The organism is Coleofasciculus sp. B1-GNL1-01, from assembly GCF_040220235.1.
Lineage (GTDB): Bacteria > Cyanobacteriota > Cyanobacteriia > Cyanobacteriales > Coleofasciculaceae > Coleofasciculus.
Genome location: NZ_JAVJTO010000035.1, coordinates 35,909 through 57,008, shown reverse-complemented (window position 1 = coordinate 57,008; position 21,100 = coordinate 35,909). Strand labels below are relative to the sequence as shown.

The window sequence follows — 21,100 nt, the reverse complement described above, 5'->3', positions numbered from 1 at the left end:
CCTGAGTTGTTTGACGATAACCTCTTTCTAGCTCTTCCAAGCTTAAGTGGGGGGCAATCGTAATCCGTTTTGGCATAACCACCAGCGATAATTGCACCTGTGGACTATCATACCATGTGCAATCAACCGGATTCGATATAAATTGGGTATGAGTAGCGAGCAAGATGCTCAATGTAGCGAGCAAGATGCTCAATGTAGCGAGCAAGATGCTCAATGTAGCGAGCAAGATGCTCAATGTAGCGAGCAAGATGCTCGCACTACGGCAAGGATTTCGCCATGATTAATATTAAGGTTTAAATGCCGAACGGTTTAAGCATTTGGGTATCACCGAAACCCTTGATCTACCGTAGGGTGGGCATTGCCCACCAGCCTCATCTGAGCGTGCCATTTAAGTTGGGTGCATGTCAACGCAAGTAGGTTGCGCCCTTGGAACGAAACCCAACTTATCCGGTTAGCTGGAATATTGCGTGCTTTCCCTGACATGCTCCCGTTCGTTTCAAATCCACTACTAACGAGCAATGGGATAAGCTAGCCCAAATGGTTCGTCAGGAAATTGTGGCTGGCGATATCATTCCACTTGATTAGGTTTTTCCACCTCTGGACTTGTTCAATCAGACTGTAGCACGAACTGGCAGCGTTTCCCTTTCACAGATGTTGATTGACAAAGGAGATATAATCAAGTTATGATCTGATGATAACTATCTCTACGGAATATAAAGACAAGTATATTTTGAGCCAAGAAGATAGGGACTACGGACTTGAAACCTTACTTGACCTAGATGGGTAAATATTCCCCATGGAAAATAAAGTTATGAAAATAGGTATTATCTCTAAAGAAGATTACATAAAAAGAACTATAGCGATTGCCAAGGGGCAATACAAACCGCAAGACGATGAACCTAAAGTATGGTTTGAATCGATGAAATCACTAGCTCAAGTCTTGAGTAATGAAAATCAAGACTTGCTGAGAATAATCATTGATCATGAGCCACGTTCTATTTCAGAGCTTGAAGAGCTAACCCATCGAAAGAAGTCTAACCTGTCTAGAACACTAAAAACTTTAGAAAGATATGGAATAGTTGAGCTATTCAAAGATAAAGGCAAAGTTATTCCCAAGGTTAAAGCTACAGATTTCCAAGTTGAGTTCAGCCTTGATAATAACCTCTCTAATCTTGCTGATCATGCAATTGTTTAGTTGGCTTATCCCTGTAGGTTAGGAAAATGCTGGGAAACCTAACGCCTACTTTATCTGTATCACTTTACAAGGAAATAGTAAAAATGAAAAATCAGTCAAACATAAAAAGAATAGCTGAAATTATTGCTCTTGTATTACGGTTAATGGGAGGTTATGCCTATTCAAAAACGAAACTCGTCAAACTAGTTTATTTGCTAGATATAATACAATCCAGAAAAGGAAATAAACATTTTAGTACAGCAACTTATAAAAGTTATTACTACGGACCTTATTCAGATGATATAGAAGAAGCAATAAATTTACTGGATAATTTTGGCTATGTAGAAGTTGGCAAAAAAACCAGTGTCAATGGTAACACTTACTATACATTTCAATTAAAAGATACACCTTATTTTGGTGAGTTAAGTCAGAATGAAAAAAATGAGATAAGTCAATATACTTTTCAATTAGTAGAGCTAGAACGGGAAAAATTATTAGAGTTAGCGTACAGTACAAAAGAATTTGAGAATACTCAATTTGGTGAAGAAGTTAAATTATGAATGCCAAACAACGCTTTCCTTTTACGGTTCATAGAAACACTGAGTTTGATAGGTTAATTGACAATTTAATCACGACAGGTGTAATTAATTTAGGTAAAATTGACTCTGCATACAAAGTTGAAATCCAGAAAGTGGACGTGTTTTATGAAATTTTTTCAATCATATTTTTACAATATTCAACGCCAGATATAAGCAATATTGTGTTGTGCAAAGAAACTCAACAAATAATTTTGAAGGGTAATAATATTGGATATATACTTGAAGACCTATCAAGTGAAGCACTAGAAATTTTGACAATCCTAATAACAAAAGAAGATGACGCTGATTATGAAAATGCTTTTAATGCACTAATTTGTGTTTGTCTTGGAAGTATCAAACCTTGTAAATTTATATTTCCTAATACTTATATAACTGAACTGGGTAGAGATACTCATGAGTTTGATGTTTTTGCTTGCACAAACGAAGATAAGTATATCATTGTTGAGTCAACAAGAGGATTTGACAAGAAAGTTGATAACATTGATGCAAGTTATACATGGCACTTCAAGAAAGCTGTTTTCCGAAAATGGATGGTTGAAAAAATATATAGTATAGAGTGTCAATTAGTTTATATTTCTTTAAAAGAACTTTTATCTGGAAGTTCATTTAAGCCATCGCTGCCAAAAGAACTTGATGAAGAAGCTACAATTTTAGATGAATCTAGGGAAAATGAACTTATATCTAAACTCCTGCAAGTAGAAGGTGATAATATCTCTATTATAGATTTTAATGAAAACATATTAATGTCTTTAAACAAAGAAAAAATAATCAATCCAGTATACAATGAGATTTATCAAAAGTTATCGGATGCTTGTTCATAAATAGCATCTTGACATTGCACGAAAGGCTCTCTCGATATGAGCGAAAACGATTTGAACAATACCTCACGTACTAATTGGGAAACACTCGAATCAATGTCTGATGAAGATATTGATTATTCTGACATCCCACCGTTGACCGATGAATTCTTTGAGGGCGCGATACGGCGAATTCCAGCAGATAAAGCACGCCATCTGATTCAGATCGACCCAGATGTAATAGCTTGGTTCAAAGCCCAAGATATAGAATACAAGAGACTCATTAATACTGTTCTACGTCGCTACATTGAAAGCAATGGCGACAAGCACTGAGCCTAACCGATTGGTATACCGGACACAAGCCAGTGCGATCGCTGATCGTCGTAGGTTGGGAAAACGACAGGAAACTTAACCTCTAGTTTATCTGTAGCCCCCTTGCGATCGCGCCACAGTCGTTAGCTTTTCAACCAGACGTTTACAGCGTACTGCTATGATGCTTTGTAGAGGACTATCTACAGTTAGGAAAGATGACTGAATTACTTGAGCGCGTTATTGCACAGCTTGAGAAATTGCCAGAAGAAGAACAAGATGCGATCGCTACTCGTCTTTTAGCCGAATTAGAAGATGAACGCGCATGGAAAATTCGTTTTGAATCCACGACCAACGAGCAATGGGATAAGCTAGCCCAAATGGTTCGTCAGGAAATTGCGGCTGGCGATCTGATCGTTATCACAACAGCCTTCGGTTTAAACGGGTTAGTCAACGTCAACCAATCTACTCGGCTCGTATTGGATTGAACTACCGAGTTTTGGGTTTACTGGAGAAAGACCCTATTTACTGGTTTTGGATTGGGAGTCATGCAGAGTATGATGAGCTGCTTCAAAGGTTGTAGTGCGATCGCGTCTCAGATGCTGGAACTTGTCCAATCGCACCGTAGACGGTCTGCCAAGCTATTATGGTGGTGACTAGCCCTTAGTTTGTGTCACCTATGTCTATCTCTGATCCTTTAGCTCTTCCACCTGGATTCGAGCAGTTAAGCAAGGAGCAGCAAATTGATTATGTTGAGCAACTTTGGGATTTAATAATTGCTGTACCTGAGCAGATACCTGTTCGGTGAATGGCATCTTGAAATTGTACGCGATCGTGTTTCCTCGCAGGATGCTGTTGACCGACAAAGTTAAAATTGGAATAAATAGGCTAGGTTTAACTAATATGACTGTAACAGAGCTTCTTCCGACACTAAAAAATCTCTCCCGCGCCGATAAACTAAGGATTATGCAGTTTTTAGTCATTGAGCTAGCCAAGGAGGAAGATTCGCTTTTACAACCCGGAGCAACCTATACTGTTTGGTCTCCGTATAATTCACATGAAGCTGCCCACAAACTCGCTGAGTTGCTAGAAGAGGATAAGGGAACAAGTAATGCTTAACTCGCAGCGTTTCCCCTTCACAGAAACACAGGATACTTGTGGCATTACCGATCTAGTTCCACTCTTGCCTCTTACTCTTACACATGGCGATGCTTCTGTAGAAGTTACAGGCTTAGTGGATACTGGTGCTAGTGTCAATGTCCTACCCTATAGTGTTGGCGTTCACCTTGGAGCAGTTTGGCAAGATCAGATGACATCTGTAACACTTGCTGGAAATTTAGCACCTGTCGAGGCAAGAGGTTTGATGGTATCTGCAAAAATAGGGTCTTTCTCTCCGGTGCGCTTAGTTTTTGCGTGGAGTCAATCTAATGATGTGCCATTGCTGTTAGGGCGCATGAATTTCTTGGTGGAGTTTGATGTTTGCTTTTATGGATCACAGATGGCATTTGAGTTGAGTCCAAAACAGCCACCAGTCATCTGAGTTATCCTAAAATCTCGAAAAATTCCTAAAATGTTTCAGTATTGAGGTGCAGTCTGTGAAGCTCACCACAATGTATTATATGTATTATAATTAATTACAAGTGTAATAGGAGTTCCAAATATTTGGTAGGATCTGTGGATAACTTGATCAATGTAGCTCGTGAAGCTCACTTGCTAGGTGGTTTGAGAGCTATCAATAAGTCTGGCTCAAGAGTTGCTGTAATTGTTCCGAATATCATCTCAAACAAAAAACATGAAAGATTTAACATTTCTAGTTATCATGACTTTATTGCTAAACTGAGAGAGTTAAAGCTAGAGTTAATAGGCATTGATTTTTATACAAGTTCTCAAGAGATTTTAGGAATTTATCCTCCCGAATGGTATTCATTCAGCCGTATTATGAGTACAAGTGAGCCACTGAATGATCCAGTTAGAGCTTGGAACAACATAAGTTTTTACGCCTATAGACAGCAGAATTACTGCCTTGCAGATATTACCGGAAGAATCAGTTTTGAGCTAAATGCATGTGAATTACGGTTACGTGACTTGTCAGAGAGCTACTATAAAGAGCTTTTAGGTTTGTGCAATCAAAATACCTTTGAAGTTGGAAAAAGATTTAAGACTTTAAATTCATTTAATATTTATCTAGCCGTACATTCTTTTTTAGTTGAGTCTTGCTCTCTAAGAGACTATCTAGCTGAGTTTATGCGACTTTATGTATTTCATCAAAAGTATGGGAATGAACAAGTATCTACGATGGGTGCGCTAAGGAAGAAAATCCTGAAAAAAGAACATGAGTATGACGTTTTGGCTAAAAATTTGTATGAAGCAACAGATCCAGACTCAGAAGATGGCTGGCTAGCCAAGCTAGGTGAGTACAGAGATTTAGTTGTACATTCTGTTCCACTTGAACAAGCAAGTACTAGATCATTTTTAGTTCAGAAACTTAGCCACCTTGGTGATGACAAATGTCTCCCATCTATTGCACTTCCGTTACCAGCTAATCCTGGTAATATTTCTGCAAAGCGCTCTAAAGGTATTTACTTTTCCAGTTTTGATGAATGGTTGGCAGCAGTACAAAAAGATGCTGAGGAGAGCAAACTTGCAACAGATGCTTTAGAGTATTGCTGCTTGGCTAATGCAAATCTTACTCAGCTAGCAACAGATCTCGTTAAGTATTCTCCTATAAAACCGAAAACTCCTGTATTTACCGAAGAAGATATTATCGAGATGCGTACCTTAGAATAATTCCTCTATATATATATATGTTAACTCCTGCCATTGGTAATCCTCCACTTTAAATTAACACCACAAAACCCAAAAACCAGATAAAAGGGGCGCGACAAAAGCCACACCCCCTCACCTAACTAACTCAACCTAAACAAGCCGCTAAATCCTCATCCGGTGTCGTAATCGCCTTCAACTGATACTTCTCCGATAACAATTTGAAAACATTCGGAGAAATAAACGCGGGTAACGTCGGACCCAAACGAATATCCTTAATTCCCAGATACAGCAGCGTCAACAACACAGCAACCGCTTTCTGTTCATACCACGACAGAATCATCGACAAAGGCAATTGATTCACATCCATATCAAACGCCTTCGCTAATCCCAAGGCAATTTGAATCGCGGAATAGGCATCATTACATTGTCCCACATCCATCAACCGAGGTAGAGAACCAATTTCTCCCAACTGTTGGTCAAAGAAACGGAACTTCCCACAAGCTAGGGTGAGAACGATACAATCTTCCGGTACTTTTTCCACAAATTCAGTGTAGTAATTGCGTTCGGGTTTCGCGCCATCACAACCACCAACTAGGAAGAAGTGACGAATTTTGCCTTGTTTAACCCCATCAATCACTTGATCCGCAACATTTAACACCGCATTCCGGGCAAATCCTGCCATCACCTGACGCGGCGGTTGCTCTTCCACAAACCCAGGCATATCTAAGGATTTTTGAATCGCTGGGCTAAAGTCGGGAATGTTACCCTCCTCCGCCGGAATATAGTTGATGCCAGAAAAGCCAACAGGACCAATCGTAAACAATTTCTCATCATAGGTGTCATGAGGCGGCATTAAACAATTGGTGGTAACAATAATCGCCCCTGGAAACTTACCAAATTCTTTGGTTTGATTCTGCCAAGCTGTACCATAATGCCCGTACAGATGGGGATAATTCTGTTTGAGTAAAGGATAACCGTGAGCCGGTAAAAGTTCGCCGTGGGTGTAAACGGTAATCCCTGTATCCGCCGTCTGTTTCAGGATGGCTTCCAGTTGTCTGATATCATGTCCCGAAACCAGGAGAGCTTTGCCCTTTCGCGGATTGAGGGGAACAGGTGTTGGCGTGGGATGTCCATAAGTATTGGTATGTCCCGCATCCAATAATTCCATCGCCCGCAGGTTCATTTCTCCTACCTTTAAGGCTAAATTCACCCAATCATCCAAGGTGAAATCTTGATGATTCAGGGCATCTAATGCTTCTTGAATGAAGTGATACACCTGCTCATCTTCCTGTCCCAATTCTTGAGCATGAAAGGTGTAGGAAGCAGCGCCCTTAATTCCATAGAGAACCGTGAGTTTTAGGGAGAAAATGTCAACATCACGCGCCGATTCACTAATGAAGCCCAATGCTAAATCTTGACCCTGTTCGACTAAACTCTCATTAAAGTCAGGATGATACCCAGACACTCTTGTCCATTTGACGGGTTCGGGACTAACTTCTTTGACTTTAGCTTTTAAATTATCTCGCTTCTCGATACACTCACGAACGTACTTCGTAAAGCGTTTTCGGTCAAAATTGACATTCGTCATCGTGGCGAATAACGATTCGCAGGTGAAGACATCTTCATCGTGAGTAGAAATGCCTAACTGACGGGCTTTAATCACCACTGGCGCAAGTCCGCGCAAGCAGTAGACTAATAAATCTTGAACGGCGTTGAGTTGGGGACTTTTACCACATGCGCCCCACTGATGACAGCCATTACCACTGGCAGTTTGTTCGCACTGTTCGCAAAACATAAGTTACTTTTTCCTATATTTCGTCTCTATGTCTCTACTCTAGGAAATTTTTGGCAGATAACGCTTTGACTTAAGTCAATTTTTGTAATCTCTAGCAGTTTGTAAAGAAGTTTTACAGTTTCATGCCAGTTTTTTGGGCGCAAGGATGGTGCCCCTACAAATAGAAGGCTAATGGATCAAAATCACCTCTATCTTTAGATAGAACTTCAACGTTCAACTGTTTAGCCAAGGTTTAATATCTCTCCAGCGTCTAGCTTCAATGTGATGCTGTTTGAGTAATCGGTTAAATTTGGCTGGCTTTTACATTTCTTAACACAGAGCCGTTTATTTATGTCCGACTACTTAACAGGATTGCCAGAAATAAGCGTCAGCAAGGCATGAGCGTTGCCGAAGACTAGCATTCCCCGATACTACACGAGTGAGCTGCTGCCCAATACCGTAGATCACAGCCCAATTGCGTTACCATAATTGGTAAAGTTTTTTTCTGTAGTGACTATGACTAAGTTGCTTGAGCAAGCGATAGAAAAGGTAAAAACACTCCCTGAGACTGACCAAGATGCGATCGCTGCACTCATTCTGGAAGAACTCGAAGATGAAACTCGCTGGGATCAAACATTTTACCAGTCTCAACATGCACTTGCCCAACTTGCAGAAGCAGCGTTAGCTGAGGATCGTGCAGGCAAAACTCAGGAGTTAGATCCAGAAACATTGTGAAATCACGAACGACAGCTCAATTTCGCAAAGCGTTTGCTGACTTGCCAAAGCAAGTTCAGGAACAAGCTCGCACGGCTTATAGACAATTTAAGCAAGACCCTTGGCATTCCAGTCTCCGCTTCAAACAAGTACATCCAAAACTTCCTATCTACTCGGCTCGTGTTAGCAAGAGCTATCGTGCTGTTGGTGTGTATAACGAGAACGATATTGTTTGGTTTTGGATTGGTTCACACGCAGATTATGATAAAATTATATCTCAGTTGTAGTGACGGCTCTAACCCACCTTATGCTACTATTAAATCCTTAGAGTCTAAAACAGTGTCTGATTTCTGCCGTGATAAATACTTCAGACAAGGAAGAATACGATGCAAAAGACAAAGCATACTACAGCGCTGCGCTCAGCGCTTGGTTTACGACAAAACTTGAGCGGGATAAACAGCTATTAAGCTTGTCGGTCACGGCTATCGGATTACTGGTCACTTTGCTCAAGATAGGTGGTGTCTCAACCATCCGACAAGCTGTCCTTTTTGGGATTGCTATTTTTTTATTTTTGATTACAGCAATCACCATTATTTTGATTTTTGACAGAAACGCAATTCATATTGAGCAGATACTCAGTCAATCTGAAGATCAAGATAAAATTTTAGGTATATTAGATGTGGAAGCAGTTAATTATCTAAGAACTCAATAAAGCAATGGTTACACGGCGAGAAACCCTGAAAAATGAAATAGACAAGCTGAGTGAGGAGCAACTAGAAGTCGTCGCTGCTTTCATTAACTATCAGCTTGGGCGAGTCAGCGTATCAACTCCTATCTGGCAAAAAGCAACACCAACGGAACGGGCGAGATATTTTCGGGAATGGGTATCGCAACTACCTAAAAATAGTCCAAGCTTATCAATAGAAGCGATGAGTCGAGATAGCATTTATGAGGAATGACGCGATACCTGCTAGATACTAATATCATCCTGCGCTTCTGTAATCGTTCGGATTTAGATCACACTCTAGCTGTAGATGCCGTTACTCAATTGCTGAACCAGGGTGACGAGTGTTTTATTACAGCACAAATCTTGATTGAATTTTGGGTAGTTGCTACCCGTCCAGTTGAGGTTAATGGTTTAGGATGGACAACAGAGCAAGTCCATGACATAATCCAACAACTTTTAGTTCAATTTCCCTTATTGGAAGAGTCTCCAGACATTTTTCCCAACTGGTTAAGTTTAGTCAGTGCCAACAAGGTAATGGGTAAACGTACCCATGATGCTCGAATTGTTGCCGTAATGTTGACCCACGCCATTACACATCTGTTGACGTTTAATCCCAAGGATTTTACAGTCGCACAGAACATCATTATTGTACATCCTCAAGAGCTAATAAATCCTTAACGTACAAGTTTTAGTCGTCAATTTATTGGGGGACAGAAACCGCTTAAGATTGGGCGATGAGTTCACCCGGTTGGGTGAATCGACAGGATGAAGTACTATTTCTGCTCCAACTTGTAGTATACCTGTAGTAAATTAAGGATCGAGTTGCACAAATTGCAGCAACTGACCCATCTGCTTAATTCTATGACAACTCTAACCATGCGCCCTCATCGGGGTAAAGCTGATTTAGACGCGATCGCCCTGATTATTTCTCAATCCCGTAGCCATGTTGGAACTTGAGTTTAGGCGTTCTCAGTGAGTAAACGAGAAATGTCTTTAACAGTACTCGCTAAAATATCCGCCGCTTGGTCAATTTCAGCTTCTGTCGTAAATTTCCCGATTCCGATTCGGAATGCTCCCTCAATAACATTTTCAGGAAGATTCATCGCACGCAGAACATGAGAAGGGGCTTCTACGCCCGATGAACAAGCTGATCCCCTGGAAATGGCTAATTTTCCACGTACTCTGGCGATCATGGCACTGTTGGGGATACCTGGAATGGAGATATGCAGGTTTCCAGCTAGACGGGAGTTAATATCTCCATTAATGATAAGTTCGGGAATTTTTGCTTGCAATTGAGCTTGCAGGCGATCGCGTTTAGCGGCGATCGCACTCTCATCTTGTACCATCTCCAACTGTCGCCATCGACAGGCTTCCCCTAAACCGACAATTCCAGGCAGATTTAACGTACCCGATCGTAATCCTTTTTGATGTCCTCCTCCAAACAAGATTGGCTCTAGGGTATAACCACGTTTAACCACCAAAGCGCCAACCCCTTGGGGAGCATAAAATTTATGTCCTGACACCGCTAAATAAGTGATTCCCCATTCAGCAACGTTAATCGGAATCTTACCTACGGCTTGGGAACCGTCGCATAAGAAAGGAATATTATGATTCTGGGCAATACGACCAATTTTTTCAAGGGGATAGATGTTCCCAATCTCGTTATTAGCTGCCATGACACAGAGCAAGGAAACCCCATCCCGACAGATTTGTTCGAGGTGGTTTAAATCTAACCTGCCTTGGGAATCAACGCGAAGGTAAATAATTTCCGCCCGTCTTCTTTTCTCTAATGCTTTACAGGTATCTAAAACCGCTTGGTGTTCTACCGGAGAGATGGCAATGCGAGGTAAAGAGTCATGACTGGCGGCGATAGTGCCTTGAATTGCAAGATTAATACTTTCGGTTGCCCCCGATGTAAAGATAATTTCTTTCGGGGATGCGCCCACTAATTGAGCTAGATGTTGAGCAGCTTGGGAAACGGCTTGGGCGGCGCGATCGCCTACAATATGATCCGTACTGCTGGCATTGCCAAACTGAGACGTCATAGATGCTAAGACTTTTTCAGCAACTCTCGGATCAGTCGGAGTGGTGGTGTGATAATCTAAATAAATCAGGACAGTGAGTGCAAAGTAAGATTTGCCTTTCCCGAAGTCCTGCACCATTGAATTTAAGTCAGTGATATGACCAATCGGGGCTAAAGCCTTGAATAGTAGCTAAAGACATCAAAGGATTAATTGTTAGTTCGTATGCCTTCCTTAATTTTTCGATGTCGAGTAGATCTTCAGCATCGCTCATCTTTAACTCAGAAATATGGGATTCAACGGCTTTTAACCATTTTTGATGACTCAGGACTTGGCAAGAAGCAGTCAAGCCCAAATATTGTAATTTAACAAAATCGTTAAAGTAGGTTACTGAAGGTAAGTTATTAGATTTAGAAGCGTTGACACTTGGATGAGTTGGAATTAAGTTCCAAAGCTGATCATGGGCAACAAATGACCAAGGCAAGTAATGATCCAAACTGAGATTTTTTTGATCTAAAAGTTGTCCTGAATAAATACAGCTAATCGGTTGAACCGCTAAAACCTGTTTCCAGTATTTCGTCTGTGAGGATAAAGAGCCTCTTTGCTGAGGCATAAATATTTTACTGACGATGTTGGGCGCGTTGGGATTACGTTGCTGCATATACTTCACCCATTCCCAGGATGCCCAACCCCGAATAATGGCATAGTGTTTTTCTAAATAAGTCGCCCAATCGGGATGAATGAAAATGGATTCACAATCGTTGTAATCTGTTTGGTCAAATTTATATAAAGGTTTTTGGGAGTCAAAATATTGATCAGCAATGGCAGGAATAGCCTTTTCTAAATCATTACCTCTACCTTTACTAACCTTTGCTGCTTTGAGTTCCGCATCTAAGAAAGGGGCAATGAGGCGAAAGGGAACATAGCGTTTAAGATCAATAATTAAATTGATCAAGTCTTGAGATACAATTGTTTTCCGTAATAACTTTTTGTTGGTGTCTGTAAACTTTAGTATTGGCTCGGTAATCTCTAACGTTAAAGAGTCCAGTTTTTGAGCAATTTTATCTTGCGTTCCAAAGGACAGCTTAAAGTAAGTGTGAGGATACCAAGCATTTGCCAACATTTCGACGATTATTTCTTTAAAGCTGATTGAAGAAAGCACTTCAAACTGTCGTCGTTTAAGAATGTCAAGAAGAGACAGGAAAAAGAGGTATTTATAAGATGTGGTGGTGTTTGAAAAGAGGCGAGATAGCGCAACTACATCAACTTGATCTGATTCGGGTAGCTGTTCAGAGTCAAGTCTGATCAAGTTCATAGGTGCGTTGGTTGTCAGATGACCTAAGTAAAGCTCAACAAACTCTCTAGAGGCTTCTGGATCAATGGCTTGTATAGCTCTGACAATCTCCGCAACGGTTTCAGCGGTAGGATCGGTCTGCTCATGAAACCAACGAAAGACGATAGGACGCTCAACCCCCAACTCTGTCGCCAGTTGGCTTTGGCTGATGTCGTAAGACGTTAAAACTTGTTTGAGTGCTTGACCTGCTTTTCCCATAGTTTCAATTTAAAACTAAGGTTTTGTTAAGTTGAGGATTATCCCGCAAAATCTCCTCCTGCAAGACTTTATTGACCAACTGATCCAGCTTCTGGGATTGATCACGCTCAACCCAGACTAAACGGTGGGTTTCCTTTCCATCCGGTTGCGTTACCGTAATGCGACGCGCATCAAACCCTTCCCCTTGGTCGCGAGTTTCATGATCTAACGCTTCCAGATTCTTAAACCGCCGCGCTAAATCCGACAGTTTAATTTCAAACCCCGTGACATTTTCATCCGTCCATGACTCCGCCGGTTTATCGGCGACAATCATTACCAAAGCTGCTAACCACTCCCTGTCTGTCTTCTCCTCATCCACCGCCGCTTGGGTAAAACTTCGCAACGTTCGTTCGACACATTTCCCCACCAAAGGACGCGATCGCACCCGCAATTCTTCCCGTAGTTTTTGTTCCCGACTACTGACCCCAAACGCATTGTGCAGCAAGCGTTGACATTCACTCAACAAGCCTTTGTAAGCTGTATTAATCTCCCGTAGTACCTGCACCAGTTGCGAACGCAGGCTTTTGGCAATTGTCCCATCATCCCCGGCTTCTGTCTCAATCGGCGGTAAATTGAAGGACCTGGGTAACTGGGTAAATAACAACTCATCCGGTTCAGTTGTCTCCTTGAGTGCGGTCAAAACCCTCTGCGCTTCCTGACTAATTCGCTTGGTTTGCTTCGTATAAGCCGGAAGCCGATTAACAAATTGATATAAAGGAGTCACAACCGTTAACAGCGTAGCATTCCGGATTTTCCCTTTCTTAAGCTTTGATTGGCGTAAAATCGCTTCGAGTTCCTTAAAGACTTGCGATCGCAACCCCACCACTTCAAAATACTTCACCGCGTACCGCGAGGGATCTTTGACCAATAACTCAAAATGTTCTGAACCCAAAATTGGAATATACGTTCCATCTCGATAAACCCCCAGATCATCAACATGGTGTAGCAGAACCGCCGCTAACATCACCGGAATTGCCCCAGGTTTGATACCGTAGGGTGCAGCCGCTAAACGCTGATAAATTTGGTCAAGGCTTTTGGGTTTCTCCTTAGCGGATAAACAAAAGTCCTCAATCGCTTGCCAAAAGGAACCCACGTTAGACCCTTCCGAGGGTGGGTAAAAGTCCCACTCCCCCTCCTCTTGACGGTGAATACCTGTTTCCCCTAACAGGGAATAGTACATACTCACTTCCGGACCATAGCCTTTTAGTCCTAACCTTTCCTGATTCCCCCGTTCAACCATTGCTGTAATCAGTTCCCGTCTGGCTTTTGCGCCTTGGGAGGTGAGATCCCGACGGTTAATCAATTCATTCCACAGAATCGGACTTTGATCATAGACGCGATCGCACACCTCGGACAGCTTGGCATTAAAATCCGTAATGTGACCAATCCGTTCTGCTTCCCCCTGTACCCAACATTGCTGGTCATTCCCAGTCATCTCAAACGCTTGCGCCAGGGTTTCATCCAAAAGCTGTTCGGCTTGAACTACCCGAAAGCGCACTTCTTTGCGGGCTACCCCATCCGATTGTAATTCTGATGCCGTATCTTGAATCGCTTTCAAAGCCGCATATTCTCGGCTACGTAAGCGAAGAACATCTAATTTTGCTGCACCCAGTAAAACCAAAGGTTTGCCATCGTCAGTTACGGCGGGAACCTGAGTTGGCGACTCATCATCCACCCAATATCCCACATAACCATCCGCATCAGCACTGTCGCACTGGAGTTGAGTTAAATCCGATGTGCTATCTAAATAATGCCGTTCAAAATAGCGTAATGTCCCTGTTTTATAACTATGCCGTTGTACCACGATTGGTGGCAATGAACGCAGGGATGCTAACAAATTGACCAAAGAATAACGGTCTTTTTCCAAATACTCCGACAGGGCTTGATCCACATTAAAATCAGATCCCTGCCAAATTCGCAGTTCATCCATGGTGCGACGATGGGTAATTACTCCCCTTCGCAAAAGACCCTCAATAACGGTTTCCCAATAGGCAATTTGATCCGGGTTATTGGGAAAGTCACACATTGCCAACGTGACTAACCGCTTTGTCGCCCGAGTCGCCCCCGTTGTCGTCACCAGATTCAAAATACCAATCGCTTTGAGCACCTTGAGATAATCGGGTTCTAAATACCTCGCATCAGCAATCAAATCTTGGATTTCCACCCATCGTTGTAGATTAGGACGAGATGCCAGTCCCATCCCCGCCGCTTCAATGAAATAGTCGTAAATCCAATCTAATTTTAGAGTCGGTAAACTGAAACTTTCCCCGTCAAGACTAACCGTTTGGAGAAAGTTTCTCAACCCATAAGGTTCAGCACTGGTGAGAAACGTAAATAAGGAACGGTCATTTTGGGCATAACGATGGCAGAGTGTCGGTAACACTAAGGCGGATAGAGGATGTAGCGGATAAACCCCCTTAAAGATATTAGTTGGCAATTCCTCTCCTGTCAAAACCCTTGCTAATCCCTCTGACCACTCATTACCATAACTATTAAGTTGACAGGCAATTTTATCAGGGGATTCAAGGTTAATCACGTTCTCGATTAACCGCATCATTTGTCCAGCCGATTCAGTAAACGGAATATCCTCAAATCGCCCCTGAATCTTCGCCCACTCATTCCGCTGAACTGTGGCTAATCGTTGTCCGTATTCGGCAAAGGCTTGATGGAGAATGCCTAAAATATAAATCGGCGTTTTGCTATCTCCAGGAAGTTCCGCTAATTGTTGTAAGACATAGAGGTCTTCTGTCCCTTGGTTATAAGCGGCATATTCCAGATTTTTCCCTAATTCATCAATAACCAGAAAGACTCCTGTATTCGCTGCCTTAGCCACGTCTTGGACTAACTTCGGTATTTCTCGGTTGTCAATAATTTCTCCAGACTCTATTTCTGTATCTAAGTCCACCAACCTAGCCACAACAGGGATTTGATTCCGCTTAGCAGGAGATTTCCAAAACGTCTCTGCTCCTCGCAGCAATCCCCGCACAATTGTATGACTAATCGGTTCTCTTGCTGCTGTGGCTACAGCTCGAAATAAACCCTTTTCCGGAAGTTGGGTTAACGCTTGATAGTCACTACTTTCTGTACCTAATGTATGCCGAGCAATTTCTAAAGCAGAGGAACGCATTTGGCTCTGAGCAGGAGCGCAGACGGAGGTAAGATAATGGGTAAACGCAGACTTTCCGGTGCCATAAACACTGGTTAATGTCCAAGCATGATTGGCTTCAGCCGTGGTTAAGCCTTTTAAAATCCGTCGCAAAGCATCGACTGCCCGTTCCGTTAAAACATAACCCTTTAAAGCCTCTATTCGAGTTAAATCTCGCTCTACGTTCACTGAACGAGAGTAACGACGGTTGAGACTAAAATATTGTTCAAGCGTTTGACGATTCATTGATGACCTCTCGTTCGGTAATACTGATTTAATATCTCTTCTATAAGTACAGTAGCGTCTTGAGTAAACGAAAATTGAACTAATCCAGCGGTATCAGAAAGGGCAAGTCCTTTCGTGCTACGAGATGTCTTCTCAATCGCTTCGGCAATTGCACTTTCGGGGAGTTTAAAGACGACCCCAGGACTCCCCGTGTCGTAAGTCAGACTGGAAACTGAAATGGTTTTTGAACTGCCACGAGTTTGGGCATAATCTAAACAAGCCGTAACAATAATCTCAGCCGGAAGATTCACTTTTTGTCCAATGCGGAAGGTATAGTATTTAGCGTCTACTGTCATCCGGATAATTCCAAGTTCAGCAAAAGGGCAATCAATAGAGTCTTCTATTAATTTCGTTTTCCCTTCTGGCTGACTATACATGCGGAGAATACAGGTTACATCTTTCTTGAGAGACGATTCAGCGGTACGAGTTCCTAATTCAGTTCTATAGTTTTTGAGTCCTCTGAGCAAATCTTCAGATGTAAATTCAACTTGACGGAATACATTAAAAGCGTAGTACCAAGCCGCAGCCTCACAAGGCGGTTTTAGCAGATACCAATGAAGTAACCATAACGAAGCTGGATCTTCAAGGAATGGATCATAACCCCTATCATCGAGAACTTTCCACCCGAAATCAGTCGGCTGGTCTTCTTCTAGAACCTTAAACGCTTGACACCAGTAGCGAATAGAACGTACCATGTTCTTCCCCACCCCTAAAATAACGGGGGCATCGTCTTTTAGAAATACGCTGGAGTCTTGACGAGCAGCATCAAATCCTTTTTTGAGCCAACTAAACCTTGGGTGAAAGGTTTCATGGCGGGCAAAAATAGGGGCAACTTCTTTTGGTGAAGTCTCTGCTTGGGATATTAGGGTCACTGTGACTATTTCTTGATTAATTATACAGCTTAGTACAAATATACCCTGTCAAGGCTTTTTTGTAAACCCCGAATTAACTTTATTTTTTATTTGTTAAATGCTTTTTGTTGATTATTAGTCCTAGGTATTACATTTTTTATAATAAGTTAAATTACATCAATAAAATCGATTAATCAAGAGCATTTTTATAAAAAATAACACGATACCTGTTGACTATTAAGATTATAAGTAGTCGGACAAAAGAAAACGGCACGCTCATTAAGTGCAAGTAAATCGCCCTCAAACCCTTACTATTGCCTGTTGCCTGTTGCCTGTTGCCTAATCTCAACCGTTAAACTTTAATTGTGTCCACCTACTTATATCCTTAATACGGAATTAATCCTTAACTTACAAGTTGATTAGTAGCCAATTTATTAGAGGATAGAAACCGCTTCAGATTAGGCGATGAGTTCACCCAATTGGGTGAATCGACAGGATGAAGTGCTATTTCTGCTCCAGCTTGTAGTATACATGTAGTAAAATTCTTATGGAGTTGCACAAATTGCAGCAACTCACTCATCTGCTTAATTCTATGACAACTCTAACCATGCGCTCCCACAGGGGTAAAGCCGACTTAGATGCGATCGCACTCCTCCTGAAAACCTGTGCCGCCGTTGATCCGCCCGACGAGTACCCCCCAGTATCCGACATATTAATGCAATTTGATGCGCCCTCAGTGGATCAGCAACGGGATATTCGCTTGTGGGAAGATGCAGAGGGTCAATTAATTGCATTAGCGGGGTTGATGACTCCCACAGAGGGCGATGTCCTTGATGGTTTTCTCTGGTTTCGTGTTCATCCCACGCAACGGGTTGAGTCTCTATACAGGAACATTATCGCTTGGGCAGAAGCACGAATGCAGGAAGTTTGTCAAGAACGTCATCTGGCGGTCAAACTGCTGGCTGGTGCTGGCGCTGAACAAGCTAAACGCATGACTCTTCTGGAAAACTATGGTTTCCGGATTGAGCGCTACTTTCTCACGATGATGCGTTCACTGTCTGAACCGATACCAGAACCCCAGTTACCCGATGGTTTTACCTTACGCCCGATTCAAGGTGAACCGGATGCTCAAGCTTGGGTGGCACTATGTAACGATACGTTTATTGATCACTGGAATTATCACCCAGATACCGTTGAAGCCTTTAAGCACAAGCTGAAGCATCCAGACTTTCGAGCGGACTTATCTGTAGTTGCGATCGCGCCTGATGGTACTTGGGCTGGATTTTGCGACTGCTACATTCCCAAACAAGGGAATCAGGGCTGGATTAATCTGCTGGGTACTCGGCGCGGTTACCGCAAGCAGGGTATAGCACGAAGCATGTTACAAGCAGTGATGCAACAGTTAAACCTAGAAGGTATGGAAACCGCCATGCTGTATGTCGATGCGGAAAATCCTTCTGGGGCGCGGCGGTTATACGAATCGGTGGGTTTCCAGACCACACACAGTCAAATCGCTTATGTTAAGGATATTTAAGGATGAATAGTATTACCCGACGTCCCTATCGTGGGGAAATCGACTTAGACGCGATCGCGAATTTAATCAATACCTGTGAAACTGTTGATCAGCTTGAGGAAGGCACATCCGTCACGGAACTCCAGCAATCCTTTGATGACCCCTTTATCGATAAAGAACGGGATCTCTTTCTCTGGCAAGATGCCGATGATCAGCTTATTGGTTTTGGTCGGCTGTGGATTGTTCCGACTGATACAGTGATTGATGGATTTCTGGGGTTTCGGGTTCATCCGACAGCACGAAGCGGTGATTTGCAGGAACAGATTATCACTTGGGCTGAGGAACGCTTGCGCCAGGTGAGTCAAGAACGAGGTTTACCTGTAAACGTGCGCTGTGGTTCTCGCGCTGATCAAACTGACCGGATTACTATTTTAGAACGTTGTGGTTTTAAGCGCGATCGCTATTTCTTCACCATGACGCGAAGTCTCCAGGAACCTATCCCAGAACCCAAACTTCCAGACGGTTTCACTCTGGGTTACAGCAAAGGAAAAGAAGATGTTGAGGCGTATGTAGAACTGTATAACCAGACATTTATCGATCACTGGAATTATCATGAGTTAACCGTTGAGCGCATATTACATGAATTGCAAGATCCATACTACAAACCGGAATTGAGTCTACTGGCGATGGCTCCAGATGGAACGTATGCGGCGTTCTGCTACTGTCGTGTGAATCCTGAAGAGAATCAACGCAACGGACGCAGTGAAGGCGAGATTGCTGTTCTAGGAACCAGGCGAGGCTTTCGCAAGCAAGGGTTAGGACGAGCCATGTTACTGGCTGGGATGCAACAACTCAAGGCGGCTGGTGTGGAAACAGCCAAACTGGGTGTTGATGCGAAAAACCTGTCGGGGGCGCTGCGGCTTTATGAATCTGTTGGCTTTAGTACGGTAAGGACTCATATTAGCTTGGTTAAACAGTTGCAAGCAGTCGGCTGAAAGTTAAGGGTGAGGAGCGTCTGTTGATTGGGCAGACTCTTCGCTTCGCTAGTCAGGTGTAGTACGGTGTGTAGGGGCGGGTTTTACTATTATCGTTTCTAGCTTTACCTATAAGTGACTAAACCCGCCCCGACCAATATGTTGCAGACGTTCCGGTGCAACGTCTCTACAGGCTTCCCCCGCCCCCACATCTCTGCCCCAGGAACTCCCCGAAAAAAATTTTTGTCCAGTCTCTTGACAAGTCTGTAGTATATATGTAGTATAAATACATGACAGAGAAATGAGAGGCACAACTCTTAACCTCAAACGTCCAGTCTGAACCTTGAAAATTGAATAAAACGTCGGGAATTTTCACGAAGGTCAATCAGGATTTTTGTAATCGGAATCGGTTCATTATGTTATTCCTGTATACCCCCCTGGTTCGTCATGTTCTCACGCCTATCGAGTGGGATACTAAACCGAATCAGCGAAATTCAACCCCATCTATGACGGCAAAAGAACATTTAGAGTCAAATGATAATAGTCAAAATCAAATGACTGCTCAAATCCGTTATAGCCAAACCCTCTATTCTTTAGAGCGGCGCTTCTTACTCTAAGAACTATCAGTGTTTGTGAACCTAACTCAATGCTGGTCGTTTTAACAAAATGAAGATGTTCGCTCCAGAAATAGATAAGATGAACACCAATCGAATCAAATTTGAGGAGGTGCCAGCATGGTTCACATTCGCTTTGAAGGTCGTTCCTATGATATTCCTGAAAATCAGCTTGGTGTCAAAGTTGGCATGAGAGATTCAGTTGTCAAGGAACGCATTGCTAACTATTTTGATGTCGGACGCGATCGCTTAACTGATTATGTTATTGATCGGCGTCCGAGTGGCGACCTAATCATCCGTCCTGAAGCCGTTTACGGTTAAAGTATTTGCATCAGAAATTAGTGGAATTCGCGCCCTAACTGGAAAAGCATACAAACGGTAGAGCATTCGATTGATAATCGAACTGTCAGAGGTTCAAATCCTTTCTCCCCCACTATTTGGGGGAGTAGCTCAGAAACACAAACCGCTTTTTGAACTTGCGCGAATTCCCACTCAATACATCGCGAGATTTACGGGTGCGATCGCGCCCCAACTGAAGAAGCTTACAAACTGGTAACGTCTGACTTAAACTCAGATTGTAGGTTCGATTCCTGCCCTCTCCGCCTCTGGGAGAGGTGTAAAAAAACAAGCTGCTTTGACTTGCGCGATCGCACCAATCCACTCAGATTTTGGATCAGTACAGATAACGGTAATTTTACCGAATTCCCTTCAATCCAAAATCTAAAATTCAGCACTTAATATCCCGCGCCCTTACTTGTGAAGCTTACATACTGTTCCGCCTACGAAGCGGGAGGTTGTAGGTACCCTTCGGGAACGCCTACGGCGAACGAGTCCTACTAGCTGCACTCAATGCAGCTATAGCTCAAATGGATAGAGCGCCAAGTAATACGGCTTTGCTAACTTGCGCGGGATATCTCTTATTTGCAAGTGTTGAAATTCACTTCGCGCCCCAACCGGAAAAGCTTACATACTAGCCAAATGGAAAAGGCGCTTGATTTAGGCTCAAGATCATGCAGGTTCAAATCCTGCGTATGACTCACGGCTTTTTAAACTTGCGCGAAGTGATTCATCCATTCAATTTTGCCCGCAGAAATAAAGAGCGCTAACGCGCCCAAACTGAAAAAGCTTACATACTAGCTCACTGGTAGAGCAATCGACGGTAAATCGGTGTGTTGCGGGTTCGATTCCCGTGTATGAACCAACGGCTTTTTTGACTTGCGCGTTAGCTTTAATATTACGGGGGAAA

General features: G+C 42.7%; 24 protein-coding genes, 2 tRNA genes and 1 pseudogene. 21 read left to right on the top strand and 6 right to left on the bottom strand.

The features are described from left to right. Positions 1-148: 148 nt before the first annotated feature. The 10 genes and pseudogenes from RID53_RS08495 to RID53_RS08450 all read left to right on the top strand — a co-directional run bounded on the left by RID53_RS08495 (position 149) and on the right by RID53_RS08450 (position 5,666). Complete coding sequence (locus tag RID53_RS08495) at positions 149-280, top strand: hypothetical protein (protein ID WP_446387693.1); 132 nt, start codon at positions 149-151, stop codon at positions 278-280. A gap of 516 nt (positions 281-796) precedes the next feature. Further along, positions 797-1,195, top strand: a complete 399-nt coding sequence (locus RID53_RS08490) for an HVO_A0114 family putative DNA-binding protein (RefSeq protein WP_446387692.1) — start codon at positions 797-799, stop codon at positions 1,193-1,195. An 83-nt stretch (positions 1,196-1,278) separates the two neighbouring features. Beyond that, positions 1,279-1,734 carry a type II toxin-antitoxin system antitoxin SocA domain-containing protein gene (locus tag RID53_RS08485; RefSeq protein ID WP_446387691.1) on the top strand — a complete coding sequence of 152 codons (456 nt, stop codon included), beginning with the start codon at positions 1,279-1,281 and terminating at the stop codon, positions 1,732-1,734. Next, positions 1,731-2,594 carry a hypothetical protein gene (locus RID53_RS08480; RefSeq protein WP_446387690.1) on the top strand — a complete coding sequence of 288 codons (864 nt, stop codon included), beginning with the start codon at positions 1,731-1,733 and terminating at the stop codon, positions 2,592-2,594. The genes RID53_RS08485 and RID53_RS08480 overlap by 4 nt, the downstream gene beginning before the upstream one ends. 36 nt (positions 2,595-2,630) lie before the next feature. Next, on the top strand, positions 2,631-2,903 hold the full coding sequence (locus tag RID53_RS08475; protein WP_446387689.1) for a BrnA antitoxin family protein: 273 nt from the start codon (positions 2,631-2,633) through the stop codon (positions 2,901-2,903). A gap of 194 nt (positions 2,904-3,097) precedes the next feature. Continuing rightward, positions 3,098-3,367 carry a hypothetical protein gene (locus RID53_RS08470; RefSeq protein ID WP_446387688.1) on the top strand — a complete coding sequence of 90 codons (270 nt, stop codon included), beginning with the start codon at positions 3,098-3,100 and terminating at the stop codon, positions 3,365-3,367. After that, positions 3,283-3,462: pseudogene (locus RID53_RS08465) on the top strand (ParE family toxin-like protein); the annotation flags it as partial. The gene RID53_RS08470 and the pseudogene RID53_RS08465, both read left to right, overlap by 85 nt. Before the next feature lie 320 nt (positions 3,463-3,782). After that, a complete protein-coding gene (locus RID53_RS08460; protein WP_446387696.1) occupies positions 3,783-3,998 on the top strand; it encodes a hypothetical protein in 216 nt (71 codons plus the stop codon). Continuing rightward, positions 3,991-4,419: an aspartyl protease family protein gene (locus tag RID53_RS08455; RefSeq protein WP_446387687.1), complete on the top strand. Its 429-nt coding sequence runs from the start codon at positions 3,991-3,993 to the stop codon at positions 4,417-4,419. Before RID53_RS08460 ends, RID53_RS08455 begins: the two co-directional genes overlap by 8 nt. Positions 4,420-4,553: 134 nt before the next feature. Next, positions 4,554-5,666, top strand: a complete 1,113-nt coding sequence (locus RID53_RS08450; protein WP_446387686.1) for a hypothetical protein — start codon at positions 4,554-4,556, stop codon at positions 5,664-5,666. Positions 5,667-5,790: 124 nt separating this feature from the next. Here the strand turns inward: RID53_RS08450 and hcp are convergent, their stop codons facing one another. Further along, on the bottom strand, positions 5,791-7,440 hold the full coding sequence (gene hcp, locus RID53_RS08445) for a hydroxylamine reductase (RefSeq protein WP_446387685.1): 1,650 nt from the start codon (positions 7,438-7,440) through the stop codon (positions 5,791-5,793). A gap of 495 nt (positions 7,441-7,935) precedes the next feature. On the opposite strand from hcp, the gene RID53_RS08440 reads away from it, so the two are divergent. From RID53_RS08440 to RID53_RS08420, 5 genes are all read left to right on the top strand, one after another. Next, complete coding sequence (locus tag RID53_RS08440) at positions 7,936-8,154, top strand: hypothetical protein (RefSeq protein WP_446387684.1); 219 nt, start codon at positions 7,936-7,938, stop codon at positions 8,152-8,154. Further along, positions 8,151-8,420 (top strand): type II toxin-antitoxin system RelE family toxin, encoded by a 270-nt coding sequence (locus tag RID53_RS08435; protein WP_446387683.1) that lies wholly within the window; start codon positions 8,151-8,153, stop codon positions 8,418-8,420. Before RID53_RS08440 ends, RID53_RS08435 begins: the two co-directional genes overlap by 4 nt. A gap of 68 nt (positions 8,421-8,488) precedes the next feature. Next, positions 8,489-8,845 carry a hypothetical protein gene (locus RID53_RS08430; protein WP_446387682.1) on the top strand — a complete coding sequence of 119 codons (357 nt, stop codon included), beginning with the start codon at positions 8,489-8,491 and terminating at the stop codon, positions 8,843-8,845. Between the two features lie 4 nt (positions 8,846-8,849). Further along, a complete protein-coding gene (locus RID53_RS08425; RefSeq protein ID WP_446387681.1) occupies positions 8,850-9,092 on the top strand; it encodes a hypothetical protein in 243 nt (80 codons plus the stop codon). After that, a complete protein-coding gene (locus RID53_RS08420) occupies positions 9,089-9,538 on the top strand; it encodes a type II toxin-antitoxin system VapC family toxin (protein WP_446387680.1) in 450 nt (149 codons plus the stop codon). Before RID53_RS08425 ends, RID53_RS08420 begins: the two co-directional genes overlap by 4 nt. Before the next feature lie 281 nt (positions 9,539-9,819). On the opposite strand, the gene RID53_RS08415 is transcribed toward RID53_RS08420, so the two are convergent. The 4 genes from RID53_RS08415 to RID53_RS08400 are packed head-to-tail and all read right to left on the bottom strand — an operon-like array spanning position 9,820 to position 16,783. Beyond that, positions 9,820-11,022: a cysteine desulfurase family protein gene (locus RID53_RS08415; protein ID WP_446387679.1), complete on the bottom strand. Its 1,203-nt coding sequence runs from the start codon at positions 11,020-11,022 to the stop codon at positions 9,820-9,822. A gap of 10 nt (positions 11,023-11,032) precedes the next feature. Further along, positions 11,033-12,433: an HNH endonuclease domain-containing protein gene (locus RID53_RS08410; RefSeq protein WP_446387678.1), complete on the bottom strand. Its 1,401-nt coding sequence runs from the start codon at positions 12,431-12,433 to the stop codon at positions 11,033-11,035. Between the two features lie 4 nt (positions 12,434-12,437). Then, positions 12,438-15,863: a hypothetical protein gene (locus tag RID53_RS08405; RefSeq protein WP_446387677.1), complete on the bottom strand. Its 3,426-nt coding sequence runs from the start codon at positions 15,861-15,863 to the stop codon at positions 12,438-12,440. Then, the gene (locus RID53_RS08400; RefSeq protein WP_446387695.1) at positions 15,860-16,783 is read right to left on the bottom strand and encodes a DUF4007 family protein; all 924 of its coding nucleotides are present in this window, start codon (positions 16,781-16,783) and stop codon (positions 15,860-15,862) included. The genes RID53_RS08405 and RID53_RS08400 overlap by 4 nt, the downstream gene beginning before the upstream one ends. Before the next feature lie 562 nt (positions 16,784-17,345). On the opposite strand from RID53_RS08400, the gene RID53_RS08395 reads away from it, so the two are divergent. The 4 genes from RID53_RS08395 (at position 17,346) to RID53_RS08380 (ending at position 20,175) form a co-directional block, all read left to right on the top strand. Then, a complete protein-coding gene (locus tag RID53_RS08395; protein ID WP_446387676.1) occupies positions 17,346-18,287 on the top strand; it encodes a GNAT family N-acetyltransferase in 942 nt (313 codons plus the stop codon). 2 nt (positions 18,288-18,289) lie between these two features. Then, on the top strand, positions 18,290-19,261 hold the full coding sequence (locus RID53_RS08390) for an N-acetyltransferase family protein (RefSeq protein WP_446387675.1): 972 nt from the start codon (positions 18,290-18,292) through the stop codon (positions 19,259-19,261). 395 nt (positions 19,262-19,656) lie between these two features. Further along, positions 19,657-19,857, top strand: coding sequence for a hypothetical protein (locus tag RID53_RS08385; protein WP_446387674.1), 201 nt, complete (start codon positions 19,657-19,659; stop codon positions 19,855-19,857). Positions 19,858-19,974: 117 nt separating this feature from the next. Next, positions 19,975-20,175 (top strand): hypothetical protein, encoded by a 201-nt coding sequence (locus RID53_RS08380; RefSeq protein ID WP_446387673.1) that lies wholly within the window; start codon positions 19,975-19,977, stop codon positions 20,173-20,175. Between the two features lie 221 nt (positions 20,176-20,396). Here RID53_RS08380 and RID53_RS08375 read toward each other — a convergent pair whose 3' ends face one another. Continuing rightward, positions 20,397-20,588: a hypothetical protein gene (locus tag RID53_RS08375; RefSeq protein ID WP_446387672.1), complete on the bottom strand. Its 192-nt coding sequence runs from the start codon at positions 20,586-20,588 to the stop codon at positions 20,397-20,399. 230 nt (positions 20,589-20,818) lie between these two features. Between RID53_RS08375 and RID53_RS08370 the strand changes: the two genes are divergently transcribed. Together RID53_RS08370 and RID53_RS08365 are read left to right on the top strand one after the other, a co-directional pair. Continuing rightward, positions 20,819-20,888, top strand: a tRNA-Leu gene (locus RID53_RS08370). A gap of 93 nt (positions 20,889-20,981) precedes the next feature. Continuing rightward, positions 20,982-21,055: transfer RNA gene (locus RID53_RS08365), tRNA-Tyr, on the top strand. Positions 21,056-21,100: the final 45 nt, after the last annotated feature.

What these genes read in the sequence shown, in the direction of transcription:
- RID53_RS08420 (WP_446387680.1), top strand. Translation starts at nt 9,089, where the DNA reads ATGACGCGATACCTGCTAGATACTAATATCATCCTGCGCTTCTGTAAT.
- RID53_RS08455 (WP_446387687.1), top strand. Translation starts at nt 3,991, where the DNA reads ATGCTTAACTCGCAGCGTTTCCCCTTCACAGAAACACAGGATACTTGT.
- RID53_RS08460 (WP_446387696.1), top strand. Translation starts at nt 3,783, where the DNA reads ATGACTGTAACAGAGCTTCTTCCGACACTAAAAAATCTCTCCCGCGCC.
- RID53_RS08490 (WP_446387692.1), top strand. Translation starts at nt 797, where the DNA reads ATGGAAAATAAAGTTATGAAAATAGGTATTATCTCTAAAGAAGATTAC.
- RID53_RS08390 (WP_446387675.1), top strand. Translation starts at nt 18,290, where the DNA reads ATGAATAGTATTACCCGACGTCCCTATCGTGGGGAAATCGACTTAGAC.
- RID53_RS08485 (WP_446387691.1), top strand. Translation starts at nt 1,279, where the DNA reads ATGAAAAATCAGTCAAACATAAAAAGAATAGCTGAAATTATTGCTCTT.
- RID53_RS08440 (WP_446387684.1), top strand. Translation starts at nt 7,936, where the DNA reads ATGACTAAGTTGCTTGAGCAAGCGATAGAAAAGGTAAAAACACTCCCT.
- RID53_RS08385 (WP_446387674.1), top strand. Translation starts at nt 19,657, where the DNA reads ATGTTATTCCTGTATACCCCCCTGGTTCGTCATGTTCTCACGCCTATC.
- RID53_RS08395 (WP_446387676.1), top strand. Translation starts at nt 17,346, where the DNA reads ATGACAACTCTAACCATGCGCTCCCACAGGGGTAAAGCCGACTTAGAT.
- RID53_RS08475 (WP_446387689.1), top strand. Translation starts at nt 2,631, where the DNA reads ATGAGCGAAAACGATTTGAACAATACCTCACGTACTAATTGGGAAACA.
- RID53_RS08380 (WP_446387673.1), top strand. Translation starts at nt 19,975, where the DNA reads ATGGTTCACATTCGCTTTGAAGGTCGTTCCTATGATATTCCTGAAAAT.
- RID53_RS08470 (WP_446387688.1), top strand. Translation starts at nt 3,098, where the DNA reads ATGACTGAATTACTTGAGCGCGTTATTGCACAGCTTGAGAAATTGCCA.
- RID53_RS08425 (WP_446387681.1), top strand. Translation starts at nt 8,850, where the DNA reads ATGGTTACACGGCGAGAAACCCTGAAAAATGAAATAGACAAGCTGAGT.
- RID53_RS08495 (WP_446387693.1), top strand. Translation starts at nt 149, where the DNA reads ATGAGTAGCGAGCAAGATGCTCAATGTAGCGAGCAAGATGCTCAATGT.
- hcp (WP_446387685.1), bottom strand. Translation starts at nt 7,440, where the DNA reads ATGTTTTGCGAACAGTGCGAACAAACTGCCAGTGGTAATGGCTGTCAT.
- RID53_RS08415 (WP_446387679.1), bottom strand. Translation starts at nt 11,022, where the DNA reads ATGGTGCAGGACTTCGGGAAAGGCAAATCTTACTTTGCACTCACTGTC.
- RID53_RS08410 (WP_446387678.1), bottom strand. Translation starts at nt 12,433, where the DNA reads ATGGGAAAAGCAGGTCAAGCACTCAAACAAGTTTTAACGTCTTACGAC.
- RID53_RS08480 (WP_446387690.1), top strand. Translation starts at nt 1,731, where the DNA reads ATGAATGCCAAACAACGCTTTCCTTTTACGGTTCATAGAAACACTGAG.
- RID53_RS08405 (WP_446387677.1), bottom strand. Translation starts at nt 15,863, where the DNA reads ATGAATCGTCAAACGCTTGAACAATATTTTAGTCTCAACCGTCGTTAC.